Origin of the sequence: Pseudomonas sp. NFACC10-1 (assembly GCF_900119195.1) — a bacterium.
Taxonomy (GTDB): Bacteria; Pseudomonadota; Gammaproteobacteria; order Pseudomonadales; family Pseudomonadaceae; genus Aquipseudomonas; species Aquipseudomonas cerasi.
Genome location: NZ_FPJB01000002.1, coordinates 623,323 through 645,585, shown reverse-complemented (window position 1 = coordinate 645,585; position 22,263 = coordinate 623,323). Strand labels below are relative to the sequence as shown.

17 protein-coding genes, 1 tRNA gene and 2 pseudogenes are annotated in these 22,263 nt (G+C 57.0%); 9 read left to right on the top strand and 11 right to left on the bottom strand.

Annotated elements, in window-relative coordinates; translation table 11 throughout:
- Positions 1-48: 48 nt before the first annotated feature.
- The 3 genes from BT119_RS07605 to dibA all read right to left on the bottom strand — a co-directional run bounded on the left by BT119_RS07605 (position 49) and on the right by dibA (position 3,509).
- On the bottom strand, positions 49-1,059 hold the full coding sequence (locus BT119_RS07605; protein WP_003435137.1) for a sulfate ABC transporter substrate-binding protein: 1,011 nt from the start codon (positions 1,057-1,059) through the stop codon (positions 49-51).
- 149 nt (positions 1,060-1,208) lie between these two features.
- Positions 1,209-1,388, bottom strand: coding sequence for a sulfur starvation response protein OscA (gene oscA / locus BT119_RS07600; protein WP_003367675.1), 180 nt, complete (start codon positions 1,386-1,388; stop codon positions 1,209-1,211).
- A 201-nt stretch (positions 1,389-1,589) separates the two neighbouring features.
- Positions 1,590-3,509, bottom strand: a complete 1,920-nt coding sequence (dibA, locus tag BT119_RS07595; RefSeq protein ID WP_003435135.1) for a phosphodiesterase DibA — start codon at positions 3,507-3,509, stop codon at positions 1,590-1,592.
- Positions 3,510-3,662: 153 nt separating this feature from the next.
- Between dibA and desA the strand changes: the two genes are divergently transcribed.
- Positions 3,663-4,847 (top strand): delta-9 fatty acid desaturase DesA, encoded by a 1,185-nt coding sequence (desA, locus tag BT119_RS07590; RefSeq protein ID WP_003367671.1) that lies wholly within the window; start codon positions 3,663-3,665, stop codon positions 4,845-4,847.
- Between the two features lie 129 nt (positions 4,848-4,976).
- The gene (locus tag BT119_RS07585; protein WP_032609721.1) at positions 4,977-5,975 is read left to right on the top strand and encodes a GGDEF domain-containing protein; all 999 of its coding nucleotides are present in this window, start codon (positions 4,977-4,979) and stop codon (positions 5,973-5,975) included.
- A gap of 204 nt (positions 5,976-6,179) precedes the next feature.
- Here the strand turns inward: BT119_RS07585 and BT119_RS27455 are convergent.
- From BT119_RS27455 to BT119_RS07555, 6 genes and pseudogenes are all read right to left on the bottom strand, one after another.
- Positions 6,180-6,663 (bottom strand): annotated as a pseudogene (locus BT119_RS27455) (urea ABC transporter substrate-binding protein); the annotation flags it as partial.
- Between the two features lie 94 nt (positions 6,664-6,757).
- Positions 6,758-8,140, bottom strand: a complete 1,383-nt coding sequence (locus BT119_RS07570) for an HDOD domain-containing protein (RefSeq protein WP_072365254.1) — start codon at positions 8,138-8,140, stop codon at positions 6,758-6,760.
- Positions 8,141-8,296: 156 nt separating this feature from the next.
- Entirely contained in the window at positions 8,297-9,577 is a 1,281-nt protein-coding gene (gene gabT / locus BT119_RS07565) for a 4-aminobutyrate--2-oxoglutarate transaminase (RefSeq protein WP_054082315.1), read from the bottom strand.
- A gap of 179 nt (positions 9,578-9,756) precedes the next feature.
- Positions 9,757-11,199, bottom strand: coding sequence for an NADP-dependent succinate-semialdehyde dehydrogenase (gene gabD, locus BT119_RS07560; protein ID WP_072365252.1), 1,443 nt, complete (start codon positions 11,197-11,199; stop codon positions 9,757-9,759).
- Between the two features lie 328 nt (positions 11,200-11,527).
- Positions 11,528-11,608, bottom strand: a pseudogene (locus BT119_RS26665) (LysE family translocator); the annotation flags it as partial.
- A 45-nt stretch (positions 11,609-11,653) separates the two neighbouring features.
- Positions 11,654-12,922: an FAD-dependent monooxygenase gene (locus BT119_RS07555; RefSeq protein WP_175550561.1), complete on the bottom strand. Its 1,269-nt coding sequence runs from the start codon at positions 12,920-12,922 to the stop codon at positions 11,654-11,656.
- Between the two features lie 156 nt (positions 12,923-13,078).
- Between BT119_RS07555 and BT119_RS07550 the strand changes: the two genes are divergently transcribed.
- A tRNA-Arg gene (locus BT119_RS07550) sits at positions 13,079-13,155 on the top strand.
- A gap of 208 nt (positions 13,156-13,363) precedes the next feature.
- On the opposite strand, the gene BT119_RS07545 is transcribed toward BT119_RS07550, so the two are convergent.
- Entirely contained in the window at positions 13,364-14,215 is an 852-nt protein-coding gene (locus BT119_RS07545) for a hypothetical protein (RefSeq protein WP_054082318.1), read from the bottom strand.
- Between the two features lie 446 nt (positions 14,216-14,661).
- On the opposite strand from BT119_RS07545, the gene BT119_RS07540 reads away from it, so the two are divergent.
- The 3 genes from BT119_RS07540 to BT119_RS27450 all read left to right on the top strand — a co-directional run bounded on the left by BT119_RS07540 (position 14,662) and on the right by BT119_RS27450 (position 18,437).
- On the top strand, positions 14,662-15,588 hold the full coding sequence (locus BT119_RS07540; protein WP_054082319.1) for a hypothetical protein: 927 nt from the start codon (positions 14,662-14,664) through the stop codon (positions 15,586-15,588).
- A gap of 195 nt (positions 15,589-15,783) precedes the next feature.
- Positions 15,784-17,106: a DUF6602 domain-containing protein gene (locus BT119_RS07535; RefSeq protein ID WP_054082320.1), complete on the top strand. Its 1,323-nt coding sequence runs from the start codon at positions 15,784-15,786 to the stop codon at positions 17,104-17,106.
- Positions 17,107-17,642: 536 nt separating this feature from the next.
- On the top strand, positions 17,643-18,437 hold the full coding sequence (locus tag BT119_RS27450; RefSeq protein ID WP_230082025.1) for a hypothetical protein: 795 nt from the start codon (positions 17,643-17,645) through the stop codon (positions 18,435-18,437).
- A gap of 326 nt (positions 18,438-18,763) precedes the next feature.
- On the opposite strand, the gene BT119_RS07525 is transcribed toward BT119_RS27450, so the two are convergent.
- Positions 18,764-19,390, bottom strand: coding sequence for a TetR/AcrR family transcriptional regulator (locus tag BT119_RS07525; protein ID WP_054082321.1), 627 nt, complete (start codon positions 19,388-19,390; stop codon positions 18,764-18,766).
- A gap of 112 nt (positions 19,391-19,502) precedes the next feature.
- Here BT119_RS07525 and BT119_RS07520 point away from each other — a divergent pair, with 112 nt between their 5' ends.
- The 3 genes from BT119_RS07520 to BT119_RS07510 all read left to right on the top strand — a co-directional run bounded on the left by BT119_RS07520 (position 19,503) and on the right by BT119_RS07510 (position 22,106).
- Positions 19,503-20,423, top strand: a complete 921-nt coding sequence (locus BT119_RS07520) for an NmrA family NAD(P)-binding protein (RefSeq protein WP_054082322.1) — start codon at positions 19,503-19,505, stop codon at positions 20,421-20,423.
- Positions 20,420-21,574, top strand: a complete 1,155-nt coding sequence (locus tag BT119_RS07515) for an epoxide hydrolase family protein (protein ID WP_072365248.1) — start codon at positions 20,420-20,422, stop codon at positions 21,572-21,574. Before BT119_RS07520 ends, BT119_RS07515 begins: the two co-directional genes overlap by 4 nt.
- A 196-nt stretch (positions 21,575-21,770) precedes the next feature.
- Complete coding sequence (locus BT119_RS07510; RefSeq protein WP_016566852.1) at positions 21,771-22,106, top strand: hypothetical protein; 336 nt, start codon at positions 21,771-21,773, stop codon at positions 22,104-22,106.
- Positions 22,107-22,263: the final 157 nt, after the last annotated feature.

Here is a 22,263-nt window from a genome sequence, read left to right as displayed (position 1 = left end):
TGTTTGGCCAAGCCTGCGATGCCGCTCGGGCGGCATCCTAATTTCGGCTTATTGCGCCTGATAAATCTGGTCGAAAACGCCGCCGTCATTGAAAAACTTCGGCTGCGCAGTTTTCCAGCCACCAAAGTCTTTGTCGATAGTCACCAGATCGAGTTTCGGGAATTGCTTCTCGTACCTGGCGGCCACTTCGGCATCACGTGGACGATAGAAGTTTTTCGCAGCAATTTCCTGACCTTCCTTGCTGTACAGGTGCTTGAGGTATTCAGTCGCGATTTCGGTGTTGCCCTTCTTCTCGGCGTTCTTGTCGACCACGGCGACAGGAGGTTCGGCAAGGATCGACAGCGAAGGTACGACGATGTCGAACTTGTCCTTGCCGCCGTCTTCTTTCAACGCCAGGAACGCTTCGTTTTCCCACGCCAGCAGCACGTCACCCTGACCGTTGTTGACGAAGGTGATGGTCGAACCGCGTGCGCCGGTATCCAGGATTGGCACGTGCTTGAACAGTGTCTGCACGTATTCCTTGGCCTTGGCTTCGTCACCGCCGCCCGCCTTCAGGCCGTAGGCCCAGGCGGCCAGGAAGTTCCAGCGCGCACCGCCGGAGGTTTTCGGGTTCGGTGTGATCACCGAGACGCCTTCCTTGGTCAGATCGCCCCAGTCCTTGATGCCTTTCGGGTTGCCCTTGCGCACCAGAAACACGATGGTCGAGGTGTACGGCGTGCTCGCGTCCGGCAGACGGGTCTGCCAGTTTTCGGGCAGCGTCTTGCCGAGCCTGGCGATTTCGTCGATATCACCGGCCAGTGCCAGGGTCACTACGTCAGCGCGCAGGCCATCAATCACGCCACGCGCCTGCTTGCCCGAGCCGCCGTGGGATTGCTTGATCTCGACCTTGTCGTCCGGATGGGATTTTTTCCAGAAATTAACGAATTCTGCGTTGTAATCCTGGTACAGCTCGCGGGTCGGATCGTAGGACACGTTGAGCAGTTCGTAATCCTTGGCGACAGCCGAGCCTGCGAAAACAGCACTGGCGAGAGCCGCCAGCGCAAAACGGCGAATGGACATAGATTGAAGCTCCTGGAAATGCTGTGTGTTGGCTTTTTTGATTTCTTGGCGCGTCAGAACGGCATTCGCACGGGCGCGTTGCTGTTTTTCAGGGGGGTATCAGGAGTCAGGATGAAACCCTCCGGTTGACCAGTCGGGTGATTGCCGCTTCAGTTCTGCTTGGCAGGGTTCTGCAAACGAAACTTTTCCTTGCGCTCGATCTGCACCACCTGTGCGTTGTGCACGGTGATTTCGACGGCACCAAAACGCAGGTCACGCAACGCACTCTGAATTTCACGCAGAATGGCTGCTTCGTCCTGACCGTCAACACTACGTAGAGATGCGCTCATTGTCTTAATCCTTGAGAAGTGAGGGGCCTGCCGTCGCGACTGGGGGCGATGGCGTATGGCGGTGAGGCAATAATAGTGAGGTGCGGATATTCTTAAAAAGACTATTTAAGAATGCAGATATAACCAAAAAGACTTTATAAGGGTGGGAGCCACTCAGGGTGCATTGCACACCCTGACCCGCGTTATCAGTGAGGGCCTGAACTAGTTGAACGCGGGCGCGTGCGTCCAGTCAATCGACTGTGCCGCCATGGGCCGGGCAAACCAGTAGCCCTGGCCCAACTCGCAACCGTTGCTTAACAGGAATGAAGCCTGACTGGCGTGTTCGATCCCCTCCGCCAGTACACGCATGCCCAGGCTCGAAGCCAGCGCGATGACCGTCCGTACAATCGCGATGTCATCCACGTCGCCCGGCAGCCCGGCCACGAAACCCTGGTCGATCTTGAGCTTCTGCACCGGCATGCTCTTGAGCCGCAGCAGCGATGAGTAGCCTGTGCCGAAGTCATCGATGGCCAGACTCAGGCCCAGTTCACGCAGGCGATGCAATTGCTTGATGGCCTGTTCAGGGTCCTCCATGACGGCACTTTCAGTGACTTCCAGCTCAAGAAATGCCGGATCGAGGCCGGTCTCGTTCAAGACCTCAGCCACTCGCCGATCGACATCACCACGACTGAACAGGCGGCTGGACACGTTGACCGCGACGGACGCAATCGAGACGCCTTCTGCCAGCCATGCCTGCATTTGTCGACAGGCAGTATTCAATACCCAGGCATCGATATCGGCGATGAGCCCGTTCTGCTCGGCGATAGGGATGAAATCGCCGGGCGAAACCATGCCACGAGTCGGGTGCTGCCAGCGCACCAGCGCTTCGACCGCGCAAATACGTCCGGTTACCAGGTCGTAAACCGGTTGGTAGAACACCCGCAATTGGTCCTGCTCGATGGCCTGGCGCAGCTCGCTGGCCAGTTGCACCCGCTGCTGGGCGTGGGCGGTCAGCTCTTCGGTGTACAGCGCAAACCCTTCGCGGCCATCGGTTTTGGCCTTGAACAGCGCCGAGTCGGCATTGCGCAACAATTGCTCGGCCGTCAGCGCGTCACCGGGAAACAGGCTGATACCGATACTGGCAGTGACGAACAACTGATGCCCGCCAATCGGGTACGGCGCTTTGAAGGCATTGATCACCTGCTGCGCGAGCGCTGCGGCATGCACCATGTGCGTACAGTTTTTGACCAGCAGCGCGAATTCGTCACCGCCCAGCCGCGAGACCGTCATACCGCTATCGGCCAGCGCATTGAGACGTTCGGCTGCCGCCTTGAGCACTTCGTCGCCGATGTTATGGCCAAGGCTGTCGTTGATGTTTCTGAAGTTGTCCAGGTCGACCACCAGCAGCGCACAGCCGCGCTTGCTGGAGCGCGCCGAGGTCAGCGCCTGGCTGATACGGTCGGTCAGCAGCAGACGATTGGGCAACTCGGTCAGCGCATCGTAATGGGCCAGTTGCGCCAGCTCCTGCTCGGAGCGCTTGATGGCCGTGATGTCGGAAAACACCGCCACAAAATGCCTGGCCTGCCCGTCTTCACCCTTGATGCAGCGGATGGTTTGCCATTGCGGATAGATCTCGCCGCTTTTGCGCCGGTTCCAGATCTCTCCGCTCCACTGCCCGGCACTCTGCAGTGAGTGATACATCTGCCGATAAAACTCGGGGCCATGACGACCGGACTTGAACTTGCTGGGGTTGAAACCCAGCACCTCGTCGGCCTGATAGCCAGTGATGTCCACAAACGCACGATTTACATGGACAATACGCCCTTCGGCATCACTGACCAGCACGCCCTCACGCGTACTGTCGAACACCACCGCCGCCAGCAGCAGCCGGTCATAGTCCTGTTGTTGGCGCTCGAACAGCGCTTCGCCGCCGACGATGGCCTTCAATTTGTCACGTGCAATGAAGATCATGACGGTGCTGAGCAACGCCCAGCCGTAACCGATCATCTGTTGTCCGACGGACAGTCGAGCCGGATCCTTGACGAAAAAAGACAGCAGGGCGCTGCCTGTCGCGAACCACAGAATCGACAGCAGCCCATACAGAACGGCGGTTCGCAGCGCGTTACGGGAATAATCGGACATAAAAAACCGAGCCTTACGAAAGGTCTGGATTATAAAGCAAGAAACATCCTGCGACGCTTATCTGCAAGGGTGACTGGTTTTCTGAGCCATGTCAGTGATAATGCCGTTGCGACTTTTTTCTTCACAGGTATTTCTACGAGGGCCAAACAGCCTATGTGGTACAACGGTTTGCTCGACCTTTCCGTCTGGCAGTTAATAGCGGTCACGCTGGTCATGACCCATATAACGATCATTGGCGTTACGGTCTATCTGCACCGCTATTCAGCCCACCGCTCCCTGGAGCTCAATGCGGGTCTGAAACACTTCTTCCGCTTCTGGCTGTGGCTGACCACTGCCCAGAACACCCGCGAGTGGACAGCCATCCACCGCAAACACCACGCAAAATGCGAAACCGTCGACGATCCGCACAGCCCGGTCGTCAAGGGGCTGTCTACGGTACTGCGCAAGGGCGCCGAGCTGTACCGCGAGGAAGCGCAGAACCAGGACACCCTGCGGATCTACGGCAAGAACTGCCCGGAAGACTGGATCGAGCGCAATCTGTACTCGCGCTACAAGCTGCTGGGCATCGCTTTGATGGCGGTCATCGACGTGGCGCTGTTCGGCGCGCTCGGTATCACGGTCTGGGCCGTGCAGATGATGTGGATTCCCTTCTGGGCTGCCGGTGTGGTCAACGGGCTGGGTCATGCGGTCGGCTATCGCAACTTCGAGTGCCGCGATGCAGCCACCAATCTGGTGCCGTGGGGCATCGTGATCGGCGGCGAAGAACTGCACAACAATCACCACACCTACCCCAACTCGGCCAAGCTGTCGGTCAAGCCCTGGGAGTTCGACATGGGCTGGGCGTGGATCAAAGTGTTCAGCTTCCTGGGTCTGGCCAAGGTTCAGCGAGTCGCGCCTATCGCTCATCGGGTCGAAGGCAAGGGCCATATGGACATGGACACCGCGATGGCGATCCTCAACAACCGTTTCCAGATCATGGCGCAGTACCGCAAGCTGGTCATCGCGCCGCTGGTTACTCAGGAACTCGGCAAGGCCGACGAGTCGGTGCGTCATCAGTTCCGTCGTGCCAAGCGCCTGCTGTCGCGTGAGACCAGCCTGCTCGATGACAGGCATCACCTGCGCATCCAGACCATGCTGGAACACAGCCATGCGCTGAAAGTGATCTACGAAAAACGCCTCGCGTTGCAACAGATCTGGGTCAAGACCAGCAGCAACGGTCACGACATGCTGTCGGCCATGAAAGAGTGGATTCACGAGGCCGAAGCCAGCGGTATTCAGTCCCTGCGCGAGTTCGCCGACCAGCTGAAAACCTACTCGCTACGCCCCGCACACGCCTGAACCGTTGATCGGCGCGCCATCCCCTGGCGCGCCGGTCCCGGAACTTATCCCCTCCCCGTCTATCTCATCAACTTTCCCGCCAATCGGGATAGGGCGCCTTACTGGCCGTAAACGTTTGAGATGGTTCTTATGGAAAAGCAGCCTTTCACTTCCCTACCCGGCTCACCGATCACTGATATGCCCGCAGCCGCAGAAACCCTGTTAGCCCTGATGCACGCTCAGGCAGAAGTCGCACGTCTGAGCGAGCGCGAACAATTGTTCAGCTCGTTGCTGGTGAGCGTGAACGCTGTCTTGTGGGCGTTCGACTGGGAAACCCAGCACATGATCTATGTCAGCCCGGCCTACGAGCGCATCTTCGGTCGTTCGGCGGGCCTGCTGCTGGCTGACTACAGTGAGTGGCGCGACAGCATCTACCCCGATGACCTGAACTACGCCGAGCGCAGCCTGAACGAGGTCATCGAGAAAGGCTCGATCGAGGACCGCGAGTACCGGATCATTCGTGCGGATGGCGAAGTACGCTGGCTCAGCGATAAATGCTTCGTCAGTCATCGCGCCGACGCCAGCCAGCGTCTGATCGTGGTGGGTATCGCCGAAGACATCACCGAGAAGAAGCACCTCGAGGATGAGCTGCAACGCCTGGCGACCACCGATGTGCTGACCCAGAGCAGCAACCGCCGGCACTTTTTCGAATGCGCCCAGCGCGAGTTCGAACTGGCTCGCCTCAACGGTACGCCGCTGGCGTTTTTGCTGCTGGACATCGATGACTTCAAGCTGGTGAACGACACCTACGGCCATCAGGAAGGCGATACCGTACTGCAACGCATCGCCGAAAGCGGTCGTTCGGCATTGAGGCGTGGTGACCTGTTCGGGCGTATCGGCGGTGAAGAGTTCGCCGCAGTATTCCCCGGTTGCGCGCCGGACATGGCCATGCAGATCGCCGAGCGCCTGCAACGCGAGATCCAGCGTCAGAATTTCCAGTCCGGCGGCACCACCTTCAGCATCACCGCCAGCCAGGGCCTGACCAACCTGGGCGCGGACGACCCAAGCCTCGAAACCCTCTACGGCCGCGCCGACGCCGCGATGTATCAGGCCAAGCGCCAGGGCAAGAACCAGATCGTACTGGTCTGAAATGCCTTCTCGAATGTAGAAAGCACGACTGGCCCCTTCGCGAGCAAGGCGGATCGCGGCCCCGGTCGCCCCCGCGGGAGCACGAGGTATCTTGTGGGAGCGAGCTTGCTCGCGAAGACGGTCTGCCTGATCAGCAAATCTTCAGCGGTTGTACCGGCCCCTTCGCGAGCAAGCGCGCACACAGCATCAAGCCCTGTGGGAGTCTGCGGTGCCCTGTAGGAGCGGACTTGTCCGCGAAGAGGGCGGTACATTCAATGCATTGGCTGCGTTTGGAATATAGCCTTCGCGAGCAAGCTCGCTCCCACGGGAGCGCACACAGCATCAAGCCCTGTGGGAGTCTGCGGTGCCCTGTAGGAGCGGACTTGTCCGCGAAGAGGGCGGTACATTCAATGCATTTGGCTGCGTTTGGAATATAGCTTTCGCGAGCAAGCTCGCTCCCACGGGAGCGCGCACAGCATCAAGCCCTGTGGGAGTCTGCGGTGCCCTGTAGGAGCGGACTTGTCCGCGAAGAGGGCGGTACATTCACTGCGTTGGCTGCGTTTGGAATATAGCCTTCGCGAACAAGTTCGCTCCTACAGGAGTACGCGGTACCTTGTGGGAGCGAGCTTGCTCGCGAAGAGTCCGGTGCAGTCGATGGATTTTCTGCGTCAGGAATACCGCCTTCGCGAACAAGTTCGCTCCTACGGGAGTACGCGGTATCTTGTGGGAGCGCGCACGGCATGACGCCCTGTGGGAGCGGCTGGGCGGCGATTCGCCTTGCTCGCGAAGGCGTCGGTCGGGTTTTACTTCTCGGGCGAACCCTGAACAGCGGCTGCCGGATCCTCGATTGCAGCAGGCTCTTCAGCAGGTGCCTCAGGTGCCACGTCGAGCAACCCATCTTCGACCGCCTCGGCAGCCACCTCAGTTTCGGTCGTCAGCGGCCTCAGCAAACTCGGATCCGTCACCCCCGTCAGCTTCTTGCGCAGGCGCTGCAAGTCACCGACGCTGAGCTTCAACAGTTTGGCCGACTTGGTCTTGATCAGCGTGGTGACACTTTCTTCCTCGCCCAGGCGCGCCATCTGCCCCGCCAGGTTCATTGCCAGCACTTCGCGTGTGTAGATGCCGGTGTTGTACTGATACACCGCAGCGATCAGCTCACGCAGTTCCAGCGGCAAACGCCAGCGCGTGCGCAGAGCAGAGCCGAAGGCCGCGGAATACTGCTCCAGAGACTGCCCGATCACCTGCTCATCCAGTTGGCCGCCAGCCAGCAGCCACTCCTGCAGACAACCCAATACCGCCAGGTCACCCAGCGACTGCAACAGCCCGGCGCTGAAGCAGCGCTCCGCATCCAGCTCCAGCATGCCGCCCAGAATGCGTGCGTAATCTGCCGTGCGCTGCGACAGGGTCCAAAGCTCATGGGCCTTGGCCAGCAACGCATCATTGGTCAGCACCGCCATACGCTTTTTGGCCAGGCCTGACGCGATATTGGCACCCTGCACCGGCCCGAGAATGGCCAGCGCCCCGCCCATGGTCTGGATCGGCTTGCCCAGATGCTGCGCCGCCGTATTGGCCGCTGCGATCAGTACTGCCGTGATGTGCGGATCGTTGCGCAGCTCCTGCTCCAGCAAGGCGGCGTCGATGCCGCTGGCGGTCTGGCTGAGCGTCACCGCCGTGGCGACATCGACGAACAGCGGCGCGCCATCGGCTATATCACGGCGTTTGTCGAGAAACTTGGTCAGGGTCAGGCCCGGCGTCAGCGCGGGCACCGCACCCGCAGCCGGGGCGCTGCGTTCCAGCAACAGGCCTTCAAGACGCTGGCGCAGCCCTTCGGTGTTCAGTGGTTTGGTCAGGTAGGCAGTCGGCGCCAGCGGCACGACCTCACGCACGCTGGCGCTGTCATTGCGATTGCTGATCAGAATGAACGGGATGGCGGGCTGACGACGCAGATTGCGCACGCCCCGCAGCAGGCTCAGGCCATCGATCCCGGGCAGCTCGCGGGCGGCGATGATCAGGTCCGGCAGGTGTTTTTTCATCCACTCGACGGCCTGTTTGCCATCGGTGCACATCTCCAGCTCGATATCCGCACGCACGTCCAACACCAGGTCGCTAAGCGTCTCGCGAACCCATGGATCAGACTCGGCTATCAGTACGCGAGGAACGGCGGGCAAAACTACAGCGGTCATCATGACTCTCCGATGTCAATGCGATCACCTTAGCCAATGCAAACGTCCGGATATACCCAAAACAGCGAAATACCCTGCTCAAACGCAAAAAAAACCCGTCGAAACGGGTTTTTTTTGTCTGTTTGGTCATAAATTAATCAATTCATGACTTCACACTTTTTACGCGATTTCAGCAAAGCATTCGTCGAGAATGGCCAGGCCGCGGTTCAGCAATTCGTCTTCGGCGGTCAACGGCACCAGCACGCGCAACACGTTGCCGTAAGTACCGCAGGACAGCAGAATCAGACCCTTGTCACGCGCCTTGGCAACCACCTGAGCCACGGCAGCGGCGTTAGGCTTGTGCGAATCGCCGTCTTCGAACAGCTCGACAGCGATCATCGCACCCAGCGCACGCACTTCACCGATAACCGGGTACTTGGCCTGCATCGCCTTGAGCGAGGTCACCAACTGCTCGCCAACCGCCTTGCAGCGCTCCAGCAGGTGCTCTTCTTCGAAGATGTCCAGCACCGCCAGCGCCGCGGCACAGGCCACCGGGCTACCGGCATAGGTGCCGCCCAGACCGCCGGGTGCGATGGCGTCCATGTACTCAGCCTTGCCGCACACGCCCGCCAGCGGGAAGCCGCCTGCGATGGACTTGGCGAAAGTAGTCAGGTCAGCCGCAACGCCCATCTGCTCCATCGCGAAGAACGTGCCGGTACGACCCGCGCCGGTCTGCACTTCGTCAGCGATCAGCAGAATGCCGTGCTTGTCGCACAGCTCGCGCAGACGCAGCATGAAGGCCTTCGGCGCCACGTAGAAACCACCTTCGCCCTGAACCGGCTCAATGATGATTGCAGCGATGTCCTTGGGCTCGGCGTCGTTCTTGAAGATGCGCTCGATACTGGCGATGGAATCGTCAACGCTCACACCATGCAGCTCGCAAGGGTACAGCGCGCGGAAGATACCGCCCGGCATCAGGCCCATGCCGGCCGAGTAAGGCACGACTTTGCCGGTCAGACCCAGGGTCATCATGGTGCGGCCGTGGTAAGCGCCGGTGAAGGCGATAACGCCCGCACGCCCGGTCGCAGCACGGGCGATCTTCACGGCGTTTTCCACCGCTTCGGAACCGGTGGTCACCAGCAGGGTTTTCTTGTCGAAATCACCCGGCACTTTGGCGTTGATCTTCTCGCACAGCTCGACGTAAGGCTCGTAGGCCAGCACCTGGAAGCAGGTATGGCTCAGCTTGGTCAGCTGCTCTTGCACGGCGGCGATGATCTTCGGGTGCAGGTGGCCGGTATTCAGAACAGCAATACCGCCCGCGAAGTCGATGAACTCACGACCTTCCACGTCGGTAACGGTCGCGTTCTTCGCCGAAGCAGCGAAGATCGGGTGGATCTGACCAACGCCACGCGGGACGGCTGCATGGCGGCGTTGCATCAGGGATTCGTTAGTCTTGCTCATGTATTCCTCATTCGCCGCTCATCGGTCGGCGTGGGTCAAGGATCAAGCGGACCGGATCAACTGCGGCAGCATACGATGATCGACTGCTGCAGCCTTCAGGCCACCAGGAAACTGCGGTGCAACAAAAGCCGATGACACGTCGCTCTCGCGCGCCATCGGCTGCAATACCCGAGCGTCGGTCAGACCGACAGGCAGAGGTATTTGATCTCCAGATAATCTTCGATGCCGTACTTGGAGCCTTCACGGCCCAGGCCGGACGACTTGATACCGCCGAACGGCGCCAATTCGTTGGAGATCAGGCCGGTATTGATACCCACCATGCCATATTCCAGCGCCTCGGCAACACGGAACACGCGGCTCATGTTCTGCGCGTAGAAGTACGACGCCAGACCGAACTCGGTGTCGTTGGCCATCGCGATCACTTCAGCCTCGTCCTTGAAGCGGAACAGCGGGGCCAGCGGACCAAAGGTTTCTTCCCGGGCCACGGCGGCATCTTTCGACACGTTGACCAGAATGGTCGGTTCGAAGAACGAGCCTTCCAGGCTGTTGCCACCGGTCAGCACGGTTGCGCCCTTGCTGACGGCGTCGGCGATATGTTCCTTGACCTTGGCCACCGCCTTGTCGTCGATCAACGGGCCGGTGGTGACGCCTTCTTCCAGGCCGTTACCGATCTTCAGCTTGCCGACCGCCGCCTTGAGCTTCTCGGCGAATGCGTCATACACCGCGTCCTGCACGTAGATGCGGTTGGCGCACACGCAGGTCTGGCCGTTGTTGCGGTACTTGGAGATCATCGCGCCTTCGACCGCCTTATCGAGGTCGGCATCGTCGAACACGATGAAAGGCGCGTTACCGCCCAGTTCCAGGGAAACCTTCTTGATGTCCTTGGCGCACTCGGCCATCAGCTGGCGACCAATGTCGGTCGAGCCGGTGAAGGACAATTTGCGCACGATCGGGTTGCCGGTCAGCTCGGCACCGATATCGCCTGCGCTGCCGGTCACCACGCTGAATACGCCCGACGGGATACCCGCACGCTCGGCCAGTTCAGCCAGGGCCAGTGCCGAGAACGGCGTTTGCGACGCAGGCTTGAGCACCATGGTGCAGCCCGCCGCCAGTGCCGGACCGGCCTTACGGGTGATCATCGCTGCCGGGAAGTTCCACGGGGTGATCGCCGCCGTCACGCCAATCGGCTGCTTGAGCACGATCAGACGCTTGTCCGGCTGGTGACCGGGGATCACATCGCCATAGACGCGCTTGGCTTCTTCGGCGAACCACTCGATGAACGACGCGGCGTAGGTGATCTCGCCCTTGGCTTCAGCCAGTGGCTTGCCCTGCTCCAGAGTCATCAGCAGACCCAGATCGTCCTGGTTCTCGATCATCAGCTCGAACCAGCGGCGCAGCTTGCTGCCACGCTCCTTGGCAGTCAGCGCACGCCAGGCCGGCAGCGCCTTGTCAGCCGCCTCAATCGCCCGACGCGTCTCGGCTGCGCCCATTTTGGGCACAGTGCCGAGGATCTCGTTGTTGGCAGGGTTGTTGACCTTGATCGACTGACCACCGTCCGCGTCCAGCCACTGGCCATTGATGTAGGCTTGCTGGCGGAACAGTGTGGAATCTTTGAGCTGCATGTCGGCCTCCTAAACAGCATCGCCCGAGAGGCGACGCGAACAATTGATATCGATGCACCCCATTTGGAAGCCATCGTCAGGAAAACATTCCATCGGGTTCCAGCGCTGCGCAACGCATGAAGGCAGGAAGACCGAACAAGAGCGTTTGAAATCTCAAACGAATCCTAGGCATTGCGGGGGGAAAGGACAATAGCCCGTTCGAAAAAAAGAACGGGAGTACGGAGGTGTGTAGTTTTCTGATCAGCGCCGAACCTGAACGCAAGGCAGCCGCAGTGTGATCAGGCAGCGCATAAAAGCCGTGAGCGACTACTGAGCAACCGGCGAAGGTCACGATCAACCTCAAGGCATTGCCGAACGACCCGATCATCGTCCTGGCCGGCCCGTGGCTGATCGAGTTCGACAGCGCCATGACCACCGCAGGGCCCGGCGCAGCTTTTAAAGCACGCCTGTAGCGCTATCGATAATCCGGAAGCGTGAAGGACTGAATCGCCGGGGTCAGCGCCTTGGCAGCACGCTTGCTGATGAAGGGTGTTGCGACCAAACGCTGCACGGCGCGAAGGACCTTCACCCCCGTGCGACTGCGAGGATGAACCAGACGCGGCACAAGCTTCGGCACATTCTGTGACTTTTTCACCACAGGCCGCAGGACATATTCGTACGCAGCAAGGGCCCCTGCAATGGTGTCGGTTCTGGTGAGTTCGCCCGCCAGCACATACGCGCCAATCAGCGCCAGCGAAGCACCGACCCCACCCAGTGGCGTGACACACCACGCCGCATCGCCCAGCAGTACCACCGGGCCATTCGACCAGCGATCGATCTTCACCTGACGCAAGTCATCGAACCAGAAATCCTCCGCAGCCTCCATCCCCTCCAGCAGACGAGGCACCTCCCAGCCCGCGCCTGCAAACGACGCGCGAAGAAACGCCTTCTGCTCGGCAACACTGTTACCGACCGTCAGGTGGCTTCGGCCCTGCACATTAAAGAACGCACGCGTCGTACCGCGATTGTCCGGACGAACACCCGCACTGCGACCGCCCACCGCGTTATACCAGCGCGCGGTCTGGCTATCGGTCGGTGCCCGAGGCACGGTAAAGAACGCGCTGGCCAAGTCCATCCGGCGCGGCTGGTTCTCGCCGGGGAACACCAGCTCCCGCGTGCGCGAGCCGACACCTTCAGCAATGATCAACAGATCAAAACGCTCCTCGCCACCGCCCTCGAACGCGACCAACACGCCCTCCGCATCGTGCTCGACCGAGACGATGCGGTCACCAAAGCGATAGAACGCATCAGCAGACGACGCCTCATACAGCAGACGCGAAAGGTCACCGCGCAACACCTCAAGCTCAGCCGTCGGACCATCGCCCTCCAGACCGGCCAGATCGATGCGCGCCGCCGTGCGGTTGTCCTCATCGACCCACGCAAGCCCTGTCTCGCCGGTGTTGAGACCCTTCACCGCCTGCTCAAGCCCCATCAGGCGCAAGACCTCCCGAGCCGCGCCCCGCACATCCACATTCTGCCCGCCATCACGAAAGGCAGGCGCCTGCTCGACAACCGTGACATCGCAATCGCGCTGCGTCAGCCACCAGGCCGCGGCACACCCCGCGATACTGGCCCCGGTAATAAGAACGCGGCACGGGCTGCGCTCGATGCTTTTGAACTGATTGATAAGAGGCCCTCGGTGAGAACGAACTGACGGAGTGGTATGGGGAGCATCATGCACCACCACGCAGCCGTGCCGAAAGCGCAGGTCTGATCCTTTGCGGGCGGTAATGGGTGTGGGCTGATGAAAGGCTGTCGCGGGGCGCGCTGGGTGATTTGTGTCGCACACCGCCCGCAACTGGACGCCCCGTACCCATGTGAGTATCATGGCGCCCGCGTCGCACCAGTAGCTCAGCTGGATAGAGTACTGCCCTCCGAAGGCAGGGGTCGTGGGTTCGAATCCCGCCTGGTGCGCCATATTTTGCAGTCTGGATGTGTCTTGAGTTTTGGACAGTCTATGAAATGCCCGAAGCCCGCCTTGTGCGGGCTTTTTTGTTTTTGGGTTTAGCAATTCTCAAGATATGTCGGCATCCACCATCCGTGAGCATTCCGACAGCCCCCTAATGGTTGGTGAGATCAGCATGTGCGATCCGCGCATCATTCGTGTGCTCTCAGATCAGCCAAGCTAATAAAGGAAAATTCGAGCCCATGATTTTCTACGCATTGCGTCAGCCTTCGTTGCAAGCGCAAAGACGAAGAATTCGTATAGGTGCGGAATAACGGGTAATTTGAAATTTTTTGTACTCTCAAAATCTGCCGCCTCGTGAGCGATATAGTTGAGGGTATTATACAGTGGCTTGATAAACTGGAGGATCTTCCATACCAAATGTGGAGCGGTCTTCTGGATGACATGCATGCTCCAATAATCGTCGAACAGCGTCATGGGATGGCCGTCGAAAGCAAATCTAGTAGAGTAACCAACCAACCCTACTTGATCCAGCTGATACATGACTCGCTCTGCGTCTTTGTTGAGTTTCACATACCCTATGTCAGTGCCTGCAACCTTCTCGCAGATAGCGTACCAGTCTCCGAGCGGCCCACGATCTGATGTGTTGTTATTAAGTTCACGCAGATTGTAGTAACGAGCCTTATTGGCAAATTTCTCTAGAAAATCAAGAATTTCATCTTCAGCACTGCCAGAGATTGGCGCAGCTACCTTTTCATCCCCCCATTTATTATGTATGGACAGTGCATGCAAATAAGTTGCTTTAATGTTATGCCCATACTTCTTTCGTAGCTCCTCGTCCGTCGGAGGCTTATAGTCGTTTTCGAGCATGTGGTGAGTAATAACTACAAGTTTTAGGATCCTTTCTATCCCAATTGTGAGCTGAAAGAATGCGGAATAGAAATTACCTATTTTTCTATCATCGAGATTTGCCCTCAAGAGCAGATCAATCCCGGCGAGTAACGATGTTCTAGCTAGGTGTCCCTCTTGCTGCAGCAGAGTAAAGGTACGACTGAATCGAAGATCTCTCATAGAAGCTATCCTGGACTTGCTGTGGGCACAGTTCCAGCGTAGTCGTTGGGGAGTAAGAGAGCCATTGGTCAAAAGCTTTTTTGTGCGAAGCCAGATCCTAGTGCATACATGCGTAAAAACTACGGGAAACCTACCGTGGCGGCTAACCTTTTGCGTTCGTTAAAGCTGATAGAGAATCACGAGTTAGCTTCGGAGGGCTGGAGGTGGGGTCGCATTGGCTCTTGCTTTTTGTCCGCGTGCAGCAACGTAAAGATCGGATGCGATCTCGCAAGTGAGCGCTAACTACCCATTTAGATTTTTCATGGCGAGCGGCGTCGGCTAGGTACGCGTATTTTGACGGATTTACAAAGGTCGGGGAGGCAATTGAGCTAAACATCCGCTAGATTGCTTTTAGGGCCTTCATCACGATTCGCCCAGTTTATACGAGCTAACACGGAGATTACGTTATGGACCAATGGGACTTCGATGATCGTCCAGAGCTACCACCCGAAGCAGGTAACCAGGATGCTCGAGAATTCGACCCTGATGATCAGTGGCTTCAAAAAGCCCCTAAAGCCCTCCAGATTGAAGCAATGCGGCATTGGTTTTATGAACGGTTTGAAAATCCCGCAAATTCAACACCTTACGATGGTCGGCAGGGAGGTTATCATTTTATTTGCGGTGGCCCCTATGATCCAAGCGATGAGATCCAAGAGCGTTTTTCAGACGTCGTAACATACGAGGTGATGGAAGAGTTGATCAATGAGCTAGTTCAGGAGTGTGGAGATGAATGGGCAGGAGTCAATCACGGAGATTGGGGGTACGATGACATTTATTCGTTGCTTCCTGACAATCGCACTGACCCACTGAAAATGCTAATTGAGCGCTTGAATAAAATTGAAGAGACGCTGACAGGGCCTGCGACTGCTCAAGATTTTGTAATACAGCTATTGCATAGCGCGACAATCACGGCCTTAGAGGCTTATCTATGGGACACAACAGCCTTCTGGGTCACTCAGAATGATGAAGTATTGCGCTCTTTTGTTAAGGGTAATGAAGACTTTGCAGGGGAGAAGCTGAAGCTTTCGGATATCTTCACCGCAATGGAAGGGTTAGAGAAAAAAGTTATTGAGTATTTACAAACATTCATTTGGCATCGCTTAGATAAAACTAAGCCACTACTGGAGAAAACCCTAGGGATAAAGTTTCCTGACATTGCTCCTTTCATGCCTGAAATAGTAATTCGTCATGATATAGTACACCGAGGTGGGCGTAATAAAGAGGGTTATCCTGTCAATGTTTCATCGTCCGACGTGAAGCGGGTTGCTGATTTGGTAAAGAGCTTTGCAGATACTCTAGATGCCGAACTTCTTAAAGCCTTCCCAGTCGTATGAGTCCCTCCCATAGAATAATTTTTCGATCCGATTTAGTCATACTTGGCCCCACAGTTATTTTTAATTTACGATCCGAAAACAGTGGGTATTAGTACTCGAATAGCCTTAAAATTGAGGTTTCTTATCGCCGTTATATGCACTTAGATGATAAACTGCTTCAGTGTGTATTAATCAAGAATTGCCAATGGAGGTTATATGATTCGCAAGGCATCGGAGCTTCTTGGAGAATTTATCGAAGCCGAAAAAAGAAAGCTCGATGGATTTAATATGTCTCATATGCCGACCCTTGGAAGTGCCTATGAGGAGATTACAAAGCAAGGTATATACCAAGATTTCGCCATTCCTAAACACTTAGATCTACGAGTCGTTTCGGGTTTCATCTCTGTCGGAGGCGAAATGCTGGATGAGCAAATAGATTGTATGTTGGTGCATGGCGATGGAGAGAGATATGGGCTTACGCAGCAGTACAAGTATGATATCAATAGTATACTTTGTATATTTGAAGTTAAGAAAAATCTAAGAAAGGTCGAATACGCTGATGCTATGCATCATTTAGCAAAAATCAGAAGAAAATTTGCTGACAATTTTGAGGAGAGATTGATCAACGAAGGGTACAGACCAGATATTTCTAATGCGCGCCGACGTTTCTCTCAGTTGACTGGTAAAGTGGCGCCTGAGGAATACCTTGATATACATAACTTATCTAAATCTGATGGCATACTATTTTACACTCTTGTGCAAGAGTCATTGTCGCCAATAACAATAATTCATGGCTACGAAGGATATAAGACTGAGAATGGTCTTAGGACTGCATTTTCAGATATTCTTGAAGAGGCTTGGAAAAGCGGACATGGCTGGGGAGTACCAAGCATTCCAACTCTTGTTACGTCTAATAACTTTTGTTTGGTCAAAGGTAGCGGTATTCCATTTTTACTTGTACAGAATAAAAATGAGTGGATTTCCGTATTTTCTACGAGGCACAACTCAGCAAAGCTAATTTTAGAGTTGATTTGGTCAAAAATTGGCGAGTATTTCAACGTCAAAATGCCTTGGGGTGATGGGCTGCATATGGATAGTGTTCAGCCACTGTTGATTGCGGAAGCCAAAGAGATCGAAGGCGGCGCGGGTTGGGCTTATAGAACACAAGAGTTTAAGGAGAAACACATGGTGCGAGACGATGACAATTTGTGGTCGCCCTCGAGGATAGGCAAAGCTGAAATAGCCTCAATAAATATAATGGCAGTGCAAGGTGGATATTTACTCCTAGATAATGATATGAGGGAGTATTTAATTCGGAATCACGGTGTGACTATCGAGCAAGTCGCCGATGCATTGATTTCAACTCGAGAGTTTATGCGTGATGGTGGATACATCAGGCCTATACATCCACAAACGTATGTGATCACTAACAAAGATGAGACCGGGTTCGTTGCATCTGAGATTGAACGTTTTGATTTGTGGTGCGCAGAAAATGAAGTCGAGCCCAGCTATATGTCAATTTATTTGATGAACGACTAGGCGAACGGCTTCCTTGGGCCCACGGCGGTCAAGAGCAGCCAGCATAGACGAAGGCGACGTTACACATTTGCTCGTTGTTACATCCCTAACTCGGAAGCTTTCAGGTCGGTGTTACGATATATTTATACTTGAAACTCAATGAGTTACTAAGATTTGTTACATGTGCAACACTAGTTACACGGCATTTGACAGCTATCGCCCCCGTCCCCCCTAAGGTGGATCCACCAGCGAGAGCATCGTCTCAGGGGCGGGGTCCCTGAGGTCTTTTACATCATACGGGGCAGGGAACCCGCGCATCTCGAGTAGCCGACGTTTTCACAGCTTAGTGAACTGGTGAACTCGGTGAACTCACCCAAACGGGTGGTGAACAAAAATATTCATTCCTTCAGCGACTGATATGGTGCTGCCAACTGTCAATCGATCAGCGGCTACCAAATCCCGGAGGTGTTTCCCCGTACTGTAACCCAACACCAGGGATAGCCTAGCCTCCCTATCTCCGCTATCGTCGCAGGCTATTTGCCCATCAAGGATGACACATGTTTTGCAGACGAAACAGAGCTGTTCAAGTTGAGATCACTACGCCGATTAGCATCTCACACTCGCCGCCGATCACGCCGAAGCCTGACCAACGTGACACCACTGCTGGGCAGGCGAAGCGTTTCGATGCGGACCTGACGTTCAAATTTGCAACGTTCTTCATCGTGGTTATGCAGGCCGCTATGATTGTGTGGGGTTACTTGGAGCTTGCTGCGTATTACGAGCAGTTCGGTATTCGAACAAGCGAGCTGGAGCTAGGTACTCCCACTCTTCTGGTTTATGGGTACAGCTACCTTTTTTCCGGGCTAATGAGCGCTGTAGATCGATTTCCTGTTTTCGGATCATTCATACCAGGCGGCGTATTTGTAATCATAGGCGCAGCCGCAACAGCCCTTTTCCTTGCAATGCACGGCGCCAGATCCATACGAGACATGTTTCAGGGCGGCGCGCTTGTGGGAGTAGCGCTTCTACTGGTTTTTCTTGCTCCAGCTGTAGCTGTTCGGAACGGCGTAGAAAGAGCCGGGGAAACCTACGAGGCCGAGACCAACGTAAAGGCTCCTTTAGGGATGACGAGAGAGCACACCATCGTTACGGAACAGAAGGAAACACTTACTGGACGATTGATCGTGGCTGACACGAAGGCCTCCTTCATTCAAGTCAAAGACATGGTTTACAAAGTCGACAATTCCTCAAACCGCGTGATGAGGAAGGTATTACTCAAGCCGAAGCTCCAGGCAAAGGAGAAAAAGTCTCTGCCACCTGAAGGCGATCCAAGCACCACCAATCGGACGTAGGCCAGAACTCAAGAAATCGCCCGTTAGGGCGTCCAGCAGCGCTAACTGTGTATGCCTGTGTGTATGCCTGCAAAAACTGAAAGCCGATAAGCCCAATGAAATAAGGCCTTGCAGCCTTCAGTTCAAATGACGCCTGGCTGGTTCGTAAGGGTGTCGTTTACTGCCAAAATCTGCTTGGTCCTGACCGTGCAGTGCGCCATACAGCTTTATTAGGCTGATCTATATGACACTGCCGAGAATCACGCGTTAGCGGATCGCCAGCAAATGCTCTACGAGGACTGTACGGTCCAGGCCCATTGCCTCACAAACATTTAAAACCCAACACCTCACCCCAACAACCCGGCACCTCCAACCATCCTCAACCCCCACTCCACCCGCTCCGGAATACCCTGAATCAACACCCCCCGATCCTCCCCCAGCAGCGCTTTAAGCTGATGGGGAGCAAACACAAGATCGATGAATTGACGGGCCAGTGCATCAGGGGCCGTGGGCTGGTCCGGGCCTGCCAAAATCGCCGAACGTACTCTGATGAAACCGCCTTCCCACCCGATTCGATTCACTTCAGCCGCCAGCAGCGGGGTGCGGTTAGAGGTGGCGATCACCAGGCGCATCATGGCCAGGGTATCGGCTTGCAATGCATGTTCGAGGATGCCGTGGCCCACGTGCCGCAGGCGGCCTTCGAGTGGGAGCGCGGGAGTTGTTTCGGCGGGCCCCAGCAAGGTCGCTACGTGGCGTCGCACCACGGCTTCGAACAGCGCTTCCTTGTTGGCGTAACGGGCATAGAGGGTGGCTTTGCTTGCACCTGCGGCGCGGGCGATGTCTTCGCATGAGGTACCTTCGAAACCGCAGGCCAGAAAGCGTTGCAGGGCGGCATCCAGCAATCGACGCTCGGCCTCGCCCGCCTGGTCTTGCCTGGGCCTGCCGCCTTTGGATTTGGTCTTGATCGCTGTCATGGCCGGCAACTTACAGCCCGCTTGTTTGTTCGTCAACTAAACGGTAACGTTCAGTTAAATGGAAGCAGGTGAACGCCGTTTCTACCTATTCATAACGACCAAGGAAGCGCTTGTGAATGACGTGACTGCTTTACCCATTGTGGTTGCTGGCGCTACGGGAGATCTGGGCCACCGCGTCGTGCGGGCCTTGGCAGAGCGCGGTGCCCATGTCATAGCGCTGGTTCGGCCGGGCACTGAACCAGCCCGGCTGAATGGCCTGCGCAACAGCAGCACGACGATCACGCCTGTTTCACTGGATGACGCCCAGGGCCTGCGCCGTGCTATTGCCGGCTCGTGTTGTGTGGTGTCTACGCTCAACGGCCTGGAAGAGGTGATCATCGAGCAGCAGGGCAGGCTGTTGGAGGCTGCGGTGGCGGCTGGCGTGCCCAGGTTCATTCCCTCGGATTATTCGCTCGACTACACCCGTACCCGGCCTGGTGATAACCGCAACCTGGACCTTCGCCGGCGCTTCGTCACTCAGCTTGATGCGGCCGACATCAGCGTGACCTCGATCCTTAACGGTGGCTTTCTGGAACTGCTCGAAGGCGACGCACCTATCGTGCTGCCCGGACGGTGGGTGCTGCATTTCGGTGATGCACAACAGTCGCTGGACTTCACGGCCAAGGACGACGTAGCCGCCTTCACCGCCGATGCCGCGCTGGATTCTCACACGCCGCGCTTTCTGCGCATTGCTGGTAACAGTCTGTCGCCTGCGCAGATCGCCAGCCTCCTCACCGAACTGACCGGGCAGCGTTACCGCACCCTGCGCCCCGGCAATATCGGCACGCTGTCCACCCTCATCGGCGTGGTGCGCGCGCTCACGCCGGCCAGTGACAAGCCGTTCCCGGCCTGGCAGGGCATGCAATACCTGCGCGACATGATGAGCGGGCGCGGCAAGCTGCTCAATCTGGATAACGACCGCTATGGCCAACGTGAATGGGCGTCCGTGCGTGACACGCTGGCCCGTACCCATGTGCAAGGGAGCAACCAATGACCTACCTTATCGAGCCTTTTCCTCTTCAAGTCCCCCAGGCGCAACTCGACGATCTGGCTCAGCGCCTTGCGCAAACCCGCTGGCCTGACCCCGAAACCGTGTCCGACAACAGTCAGGGACCACGGCTCGAGCGTCTGCGTGCGTTGGTCGAGCGCTGGCGCAATGGCTATGACTGGCGGGCCACCGAAGCCCAGCTCAACCACTGGAACAGCAGCCGAGTCGAGATCGACGGCCTTGGTATTCACTTTCTGCACATCCGCTCGCCTCATCCTGACGCCTTGCCCTTGCTGATGACCCACGGTTGGCCGGGCTCGATTCTTGAGTTCAGGAAGATGATCGGGCCACTCACCGACCCCGTCGCCCACGGTGGGCAGGCCAGCGATGCGTTCCATTTGGTGATCCCGGCGCTACCGGGCTTTGGTTTCAGTGATAAGCCGCGTTCTACAGGCTGGGGCGTGGGCAAAACGGCGGCGGCCTGGGCACAGTTGATGGACCGTTTGGGCTATGGCCAGCGCTGGGCCGCTCAGGGTGGGGATTGGGGGGCGGCCGTGACCACCGCCCTTGGGCACATGCGCCCGCCTGGCCTGATCGGCATTCACCTGAACATGGTCATGTACCAACCCACCGAGGCGGAAATCGCCCAGGCCACGCCTGAAGAACAGCGCATGTTGGCCGACGCGCAGCGCTACGACCGAGAGCTTTCCGGTTACATGAAAGTGCACAGCACCCGGCCGCAGTCAGTAGTATTCGCCCTGGCGGATTCGCCCGTTGGCCTGGCGGCGTGGGTGTATGCACTGTTTCAGGATGCCTCCGACAGCGGCGGCGAGCCTGAGCGGGTAATCGAGCTCGATGCGCTGATCGACGACATCATGCTGTACTGGCTGCCCAATGCCGGCCCCAGCTCGGTGCGTTTCTATTGGGAAGGTATGCGCGAAATGCAACAGCAAGGCCCTGCCCCCGCGATGCCGATCCCTGCCGGCGTAAGCATGTTCCCGGGCGAGCTGCTGCGCCTGTCACGGCGCTGGGCGCAGGCGCGTTTTGACGACCTGCGGTTCTTCGCGGAAGCCGAGCACGGCGGCCACTTCGCGGCCATGGAAAACCCGAAAACGCTCACCGAGCATGTGCGTGAGACCTTCCGCCTGCTGCGTTAATACTTTTGCAGGCGTGCTGAATATCTTGGAGGTGGAGCGCCCCGCTACAACCGGAAACAGTCACTCTCGGAGTTGGCGGATGCTCGGTCGTGAGCGCGCTGTGAGGCAATTTCAAAAAATTACCTCAAGCATGAACCCTGCGAGTAAAGTACCGCCGCCCGAGACGTGGATCCGGGTTTTCCCATGGAGTTTCACCTTGAAGTCAGTTAGTAAAGTTGTCGCCGCAGCAGTATGTGGTCTGGTTCTGGCGGGTTGCACCGGCACCCCTATGAAAACCCCGCAATACGACAGCAGCCAATACACCGTCGTCGGTCACAGTGAAGCAAGCGCCACCGGCCTGATGCTGTTCGGTCTGATCCCGATTCGTCAGAACGACCGTTTCGTTCGTGCGCAGAACAGCGCCATTCAGGCCAAGGGTGGCGATGCGCTGATCAATACCCAAGTGCAGGAGAAGTGGTTCTGGGCCTGGGTCCTGAACGGCTACACCACTACCGTTTCTGGTGACGTGATCAAGCTGAAAACCGCTAAATAAGCACCGCTCGGTTTCAGAAAGCCCGGTTCGCCGGGCTTTTCTGTTTCTGGCGATTGGCGGATGCGCTGTCGAGCGATGGAGTAAGCGCTGACATCCATCGTTACCCACCGCCAAAAGGTTTAGCATTCAGCCCACTTTCGGATGTGAAGTTTTCTGC

Bases quoted from the DNA above. Each gene is read 5' to 3' on its own strand.
- BT119_RS07605 (WP_003435137.1), bottom strand. From the start codon at position 1,059: ATGTCCATTCGCCGTTTTGCGCTGGCGGCTCTCGCCAGTGCTGTTTTC.
- oscA (WP_003367675.1), bottom strand. From the start codon at position 1,388: ATGAGCGCATCTCTACGTAGTGTTGACGGTCAGGACGAAGCAGCCATT.
- dibA (WP_003435135.1), bottom strand. From the start codon at position 3,509: ATGTCCGATTATTCCCGTAACGCGCTGCGAACCGCCGTTCTGTATGGG.
- desA (WP_003367671.1), top strand. From the start codon at position 3,663: ATGTGGTACAACGGTTTGCTCGACCTTTCCGTCTGGCAGTTAATAGCG.
- BT119_RS07585 (WP_032609721.1), top strand. From the start codon at position 4,977: ATGGAAAAGCAGCCTTTCACTTCCCTACCCGGCTCACCGATCACTGAT.
- BT119_RS07570 (WP_072365254.1), bottom strand. From the start codon at position 8,140: ATGATGACCGCTGTAGTTTTGCCCGCCGTTCCTCGCGTACTGATAGCC.
- gabT (WP_054082315.1), bottom strand. From the start codon at position 9,577: ATGAGCAAGACTAACGAATCCCTGATGCAACGCCGCCATGCAGCCGTC.
- gabD (WP_072365252.1), bottom strand. From the start codon at position 11,199: ATGCAGCTCAAAGATTCCACACTGTTCCGCCAGCAAGCCTACATCAAT.
- BT119_RS07545 (WP_054082318.1), bottom strand. From the start codon at position 14,215: ATGAGAGATCTTCGATTCAGTCGTACCTTTACTCTGCTGCAGCAAGAG.
- BT119_RS07540 (WP_054082319.1), top strand. From the start codon at position 14,662: ATGGACCAATGGGACTTCGATGATCGTCCAGAGCTACCACCCGAAGCA.
- BT119_RS07535 (WP_054082320.1), top strand. From the start codon at position 15,784: ATGATTCGCAAGGCATCGGAGCTTCTTGGAGAATTTATCGAAGCCGAA.
- BT119_RS27450 (WP_230082025.1), top strand. From the start codon at position 17,643: ATGTTTTGCAGACGAAACAGAGCTGTTCAAGTTGAGATCACTACGCCG.
- BT119_RS07525 (WP_054082321.1), bottom strand. From the start codon at position 19,390: ATGACAGCGATCAAGACCAAATCCAAAGGCGGCAGGCCCAGGCAAGAC.
- BT119_RS07515 (WP_072365248.1), top strand. From the start codon at position 20,420: ATGACCTACCTTATCGAGCCTTTTCCTCTTCAAGTCCCCCAGGCGCAA.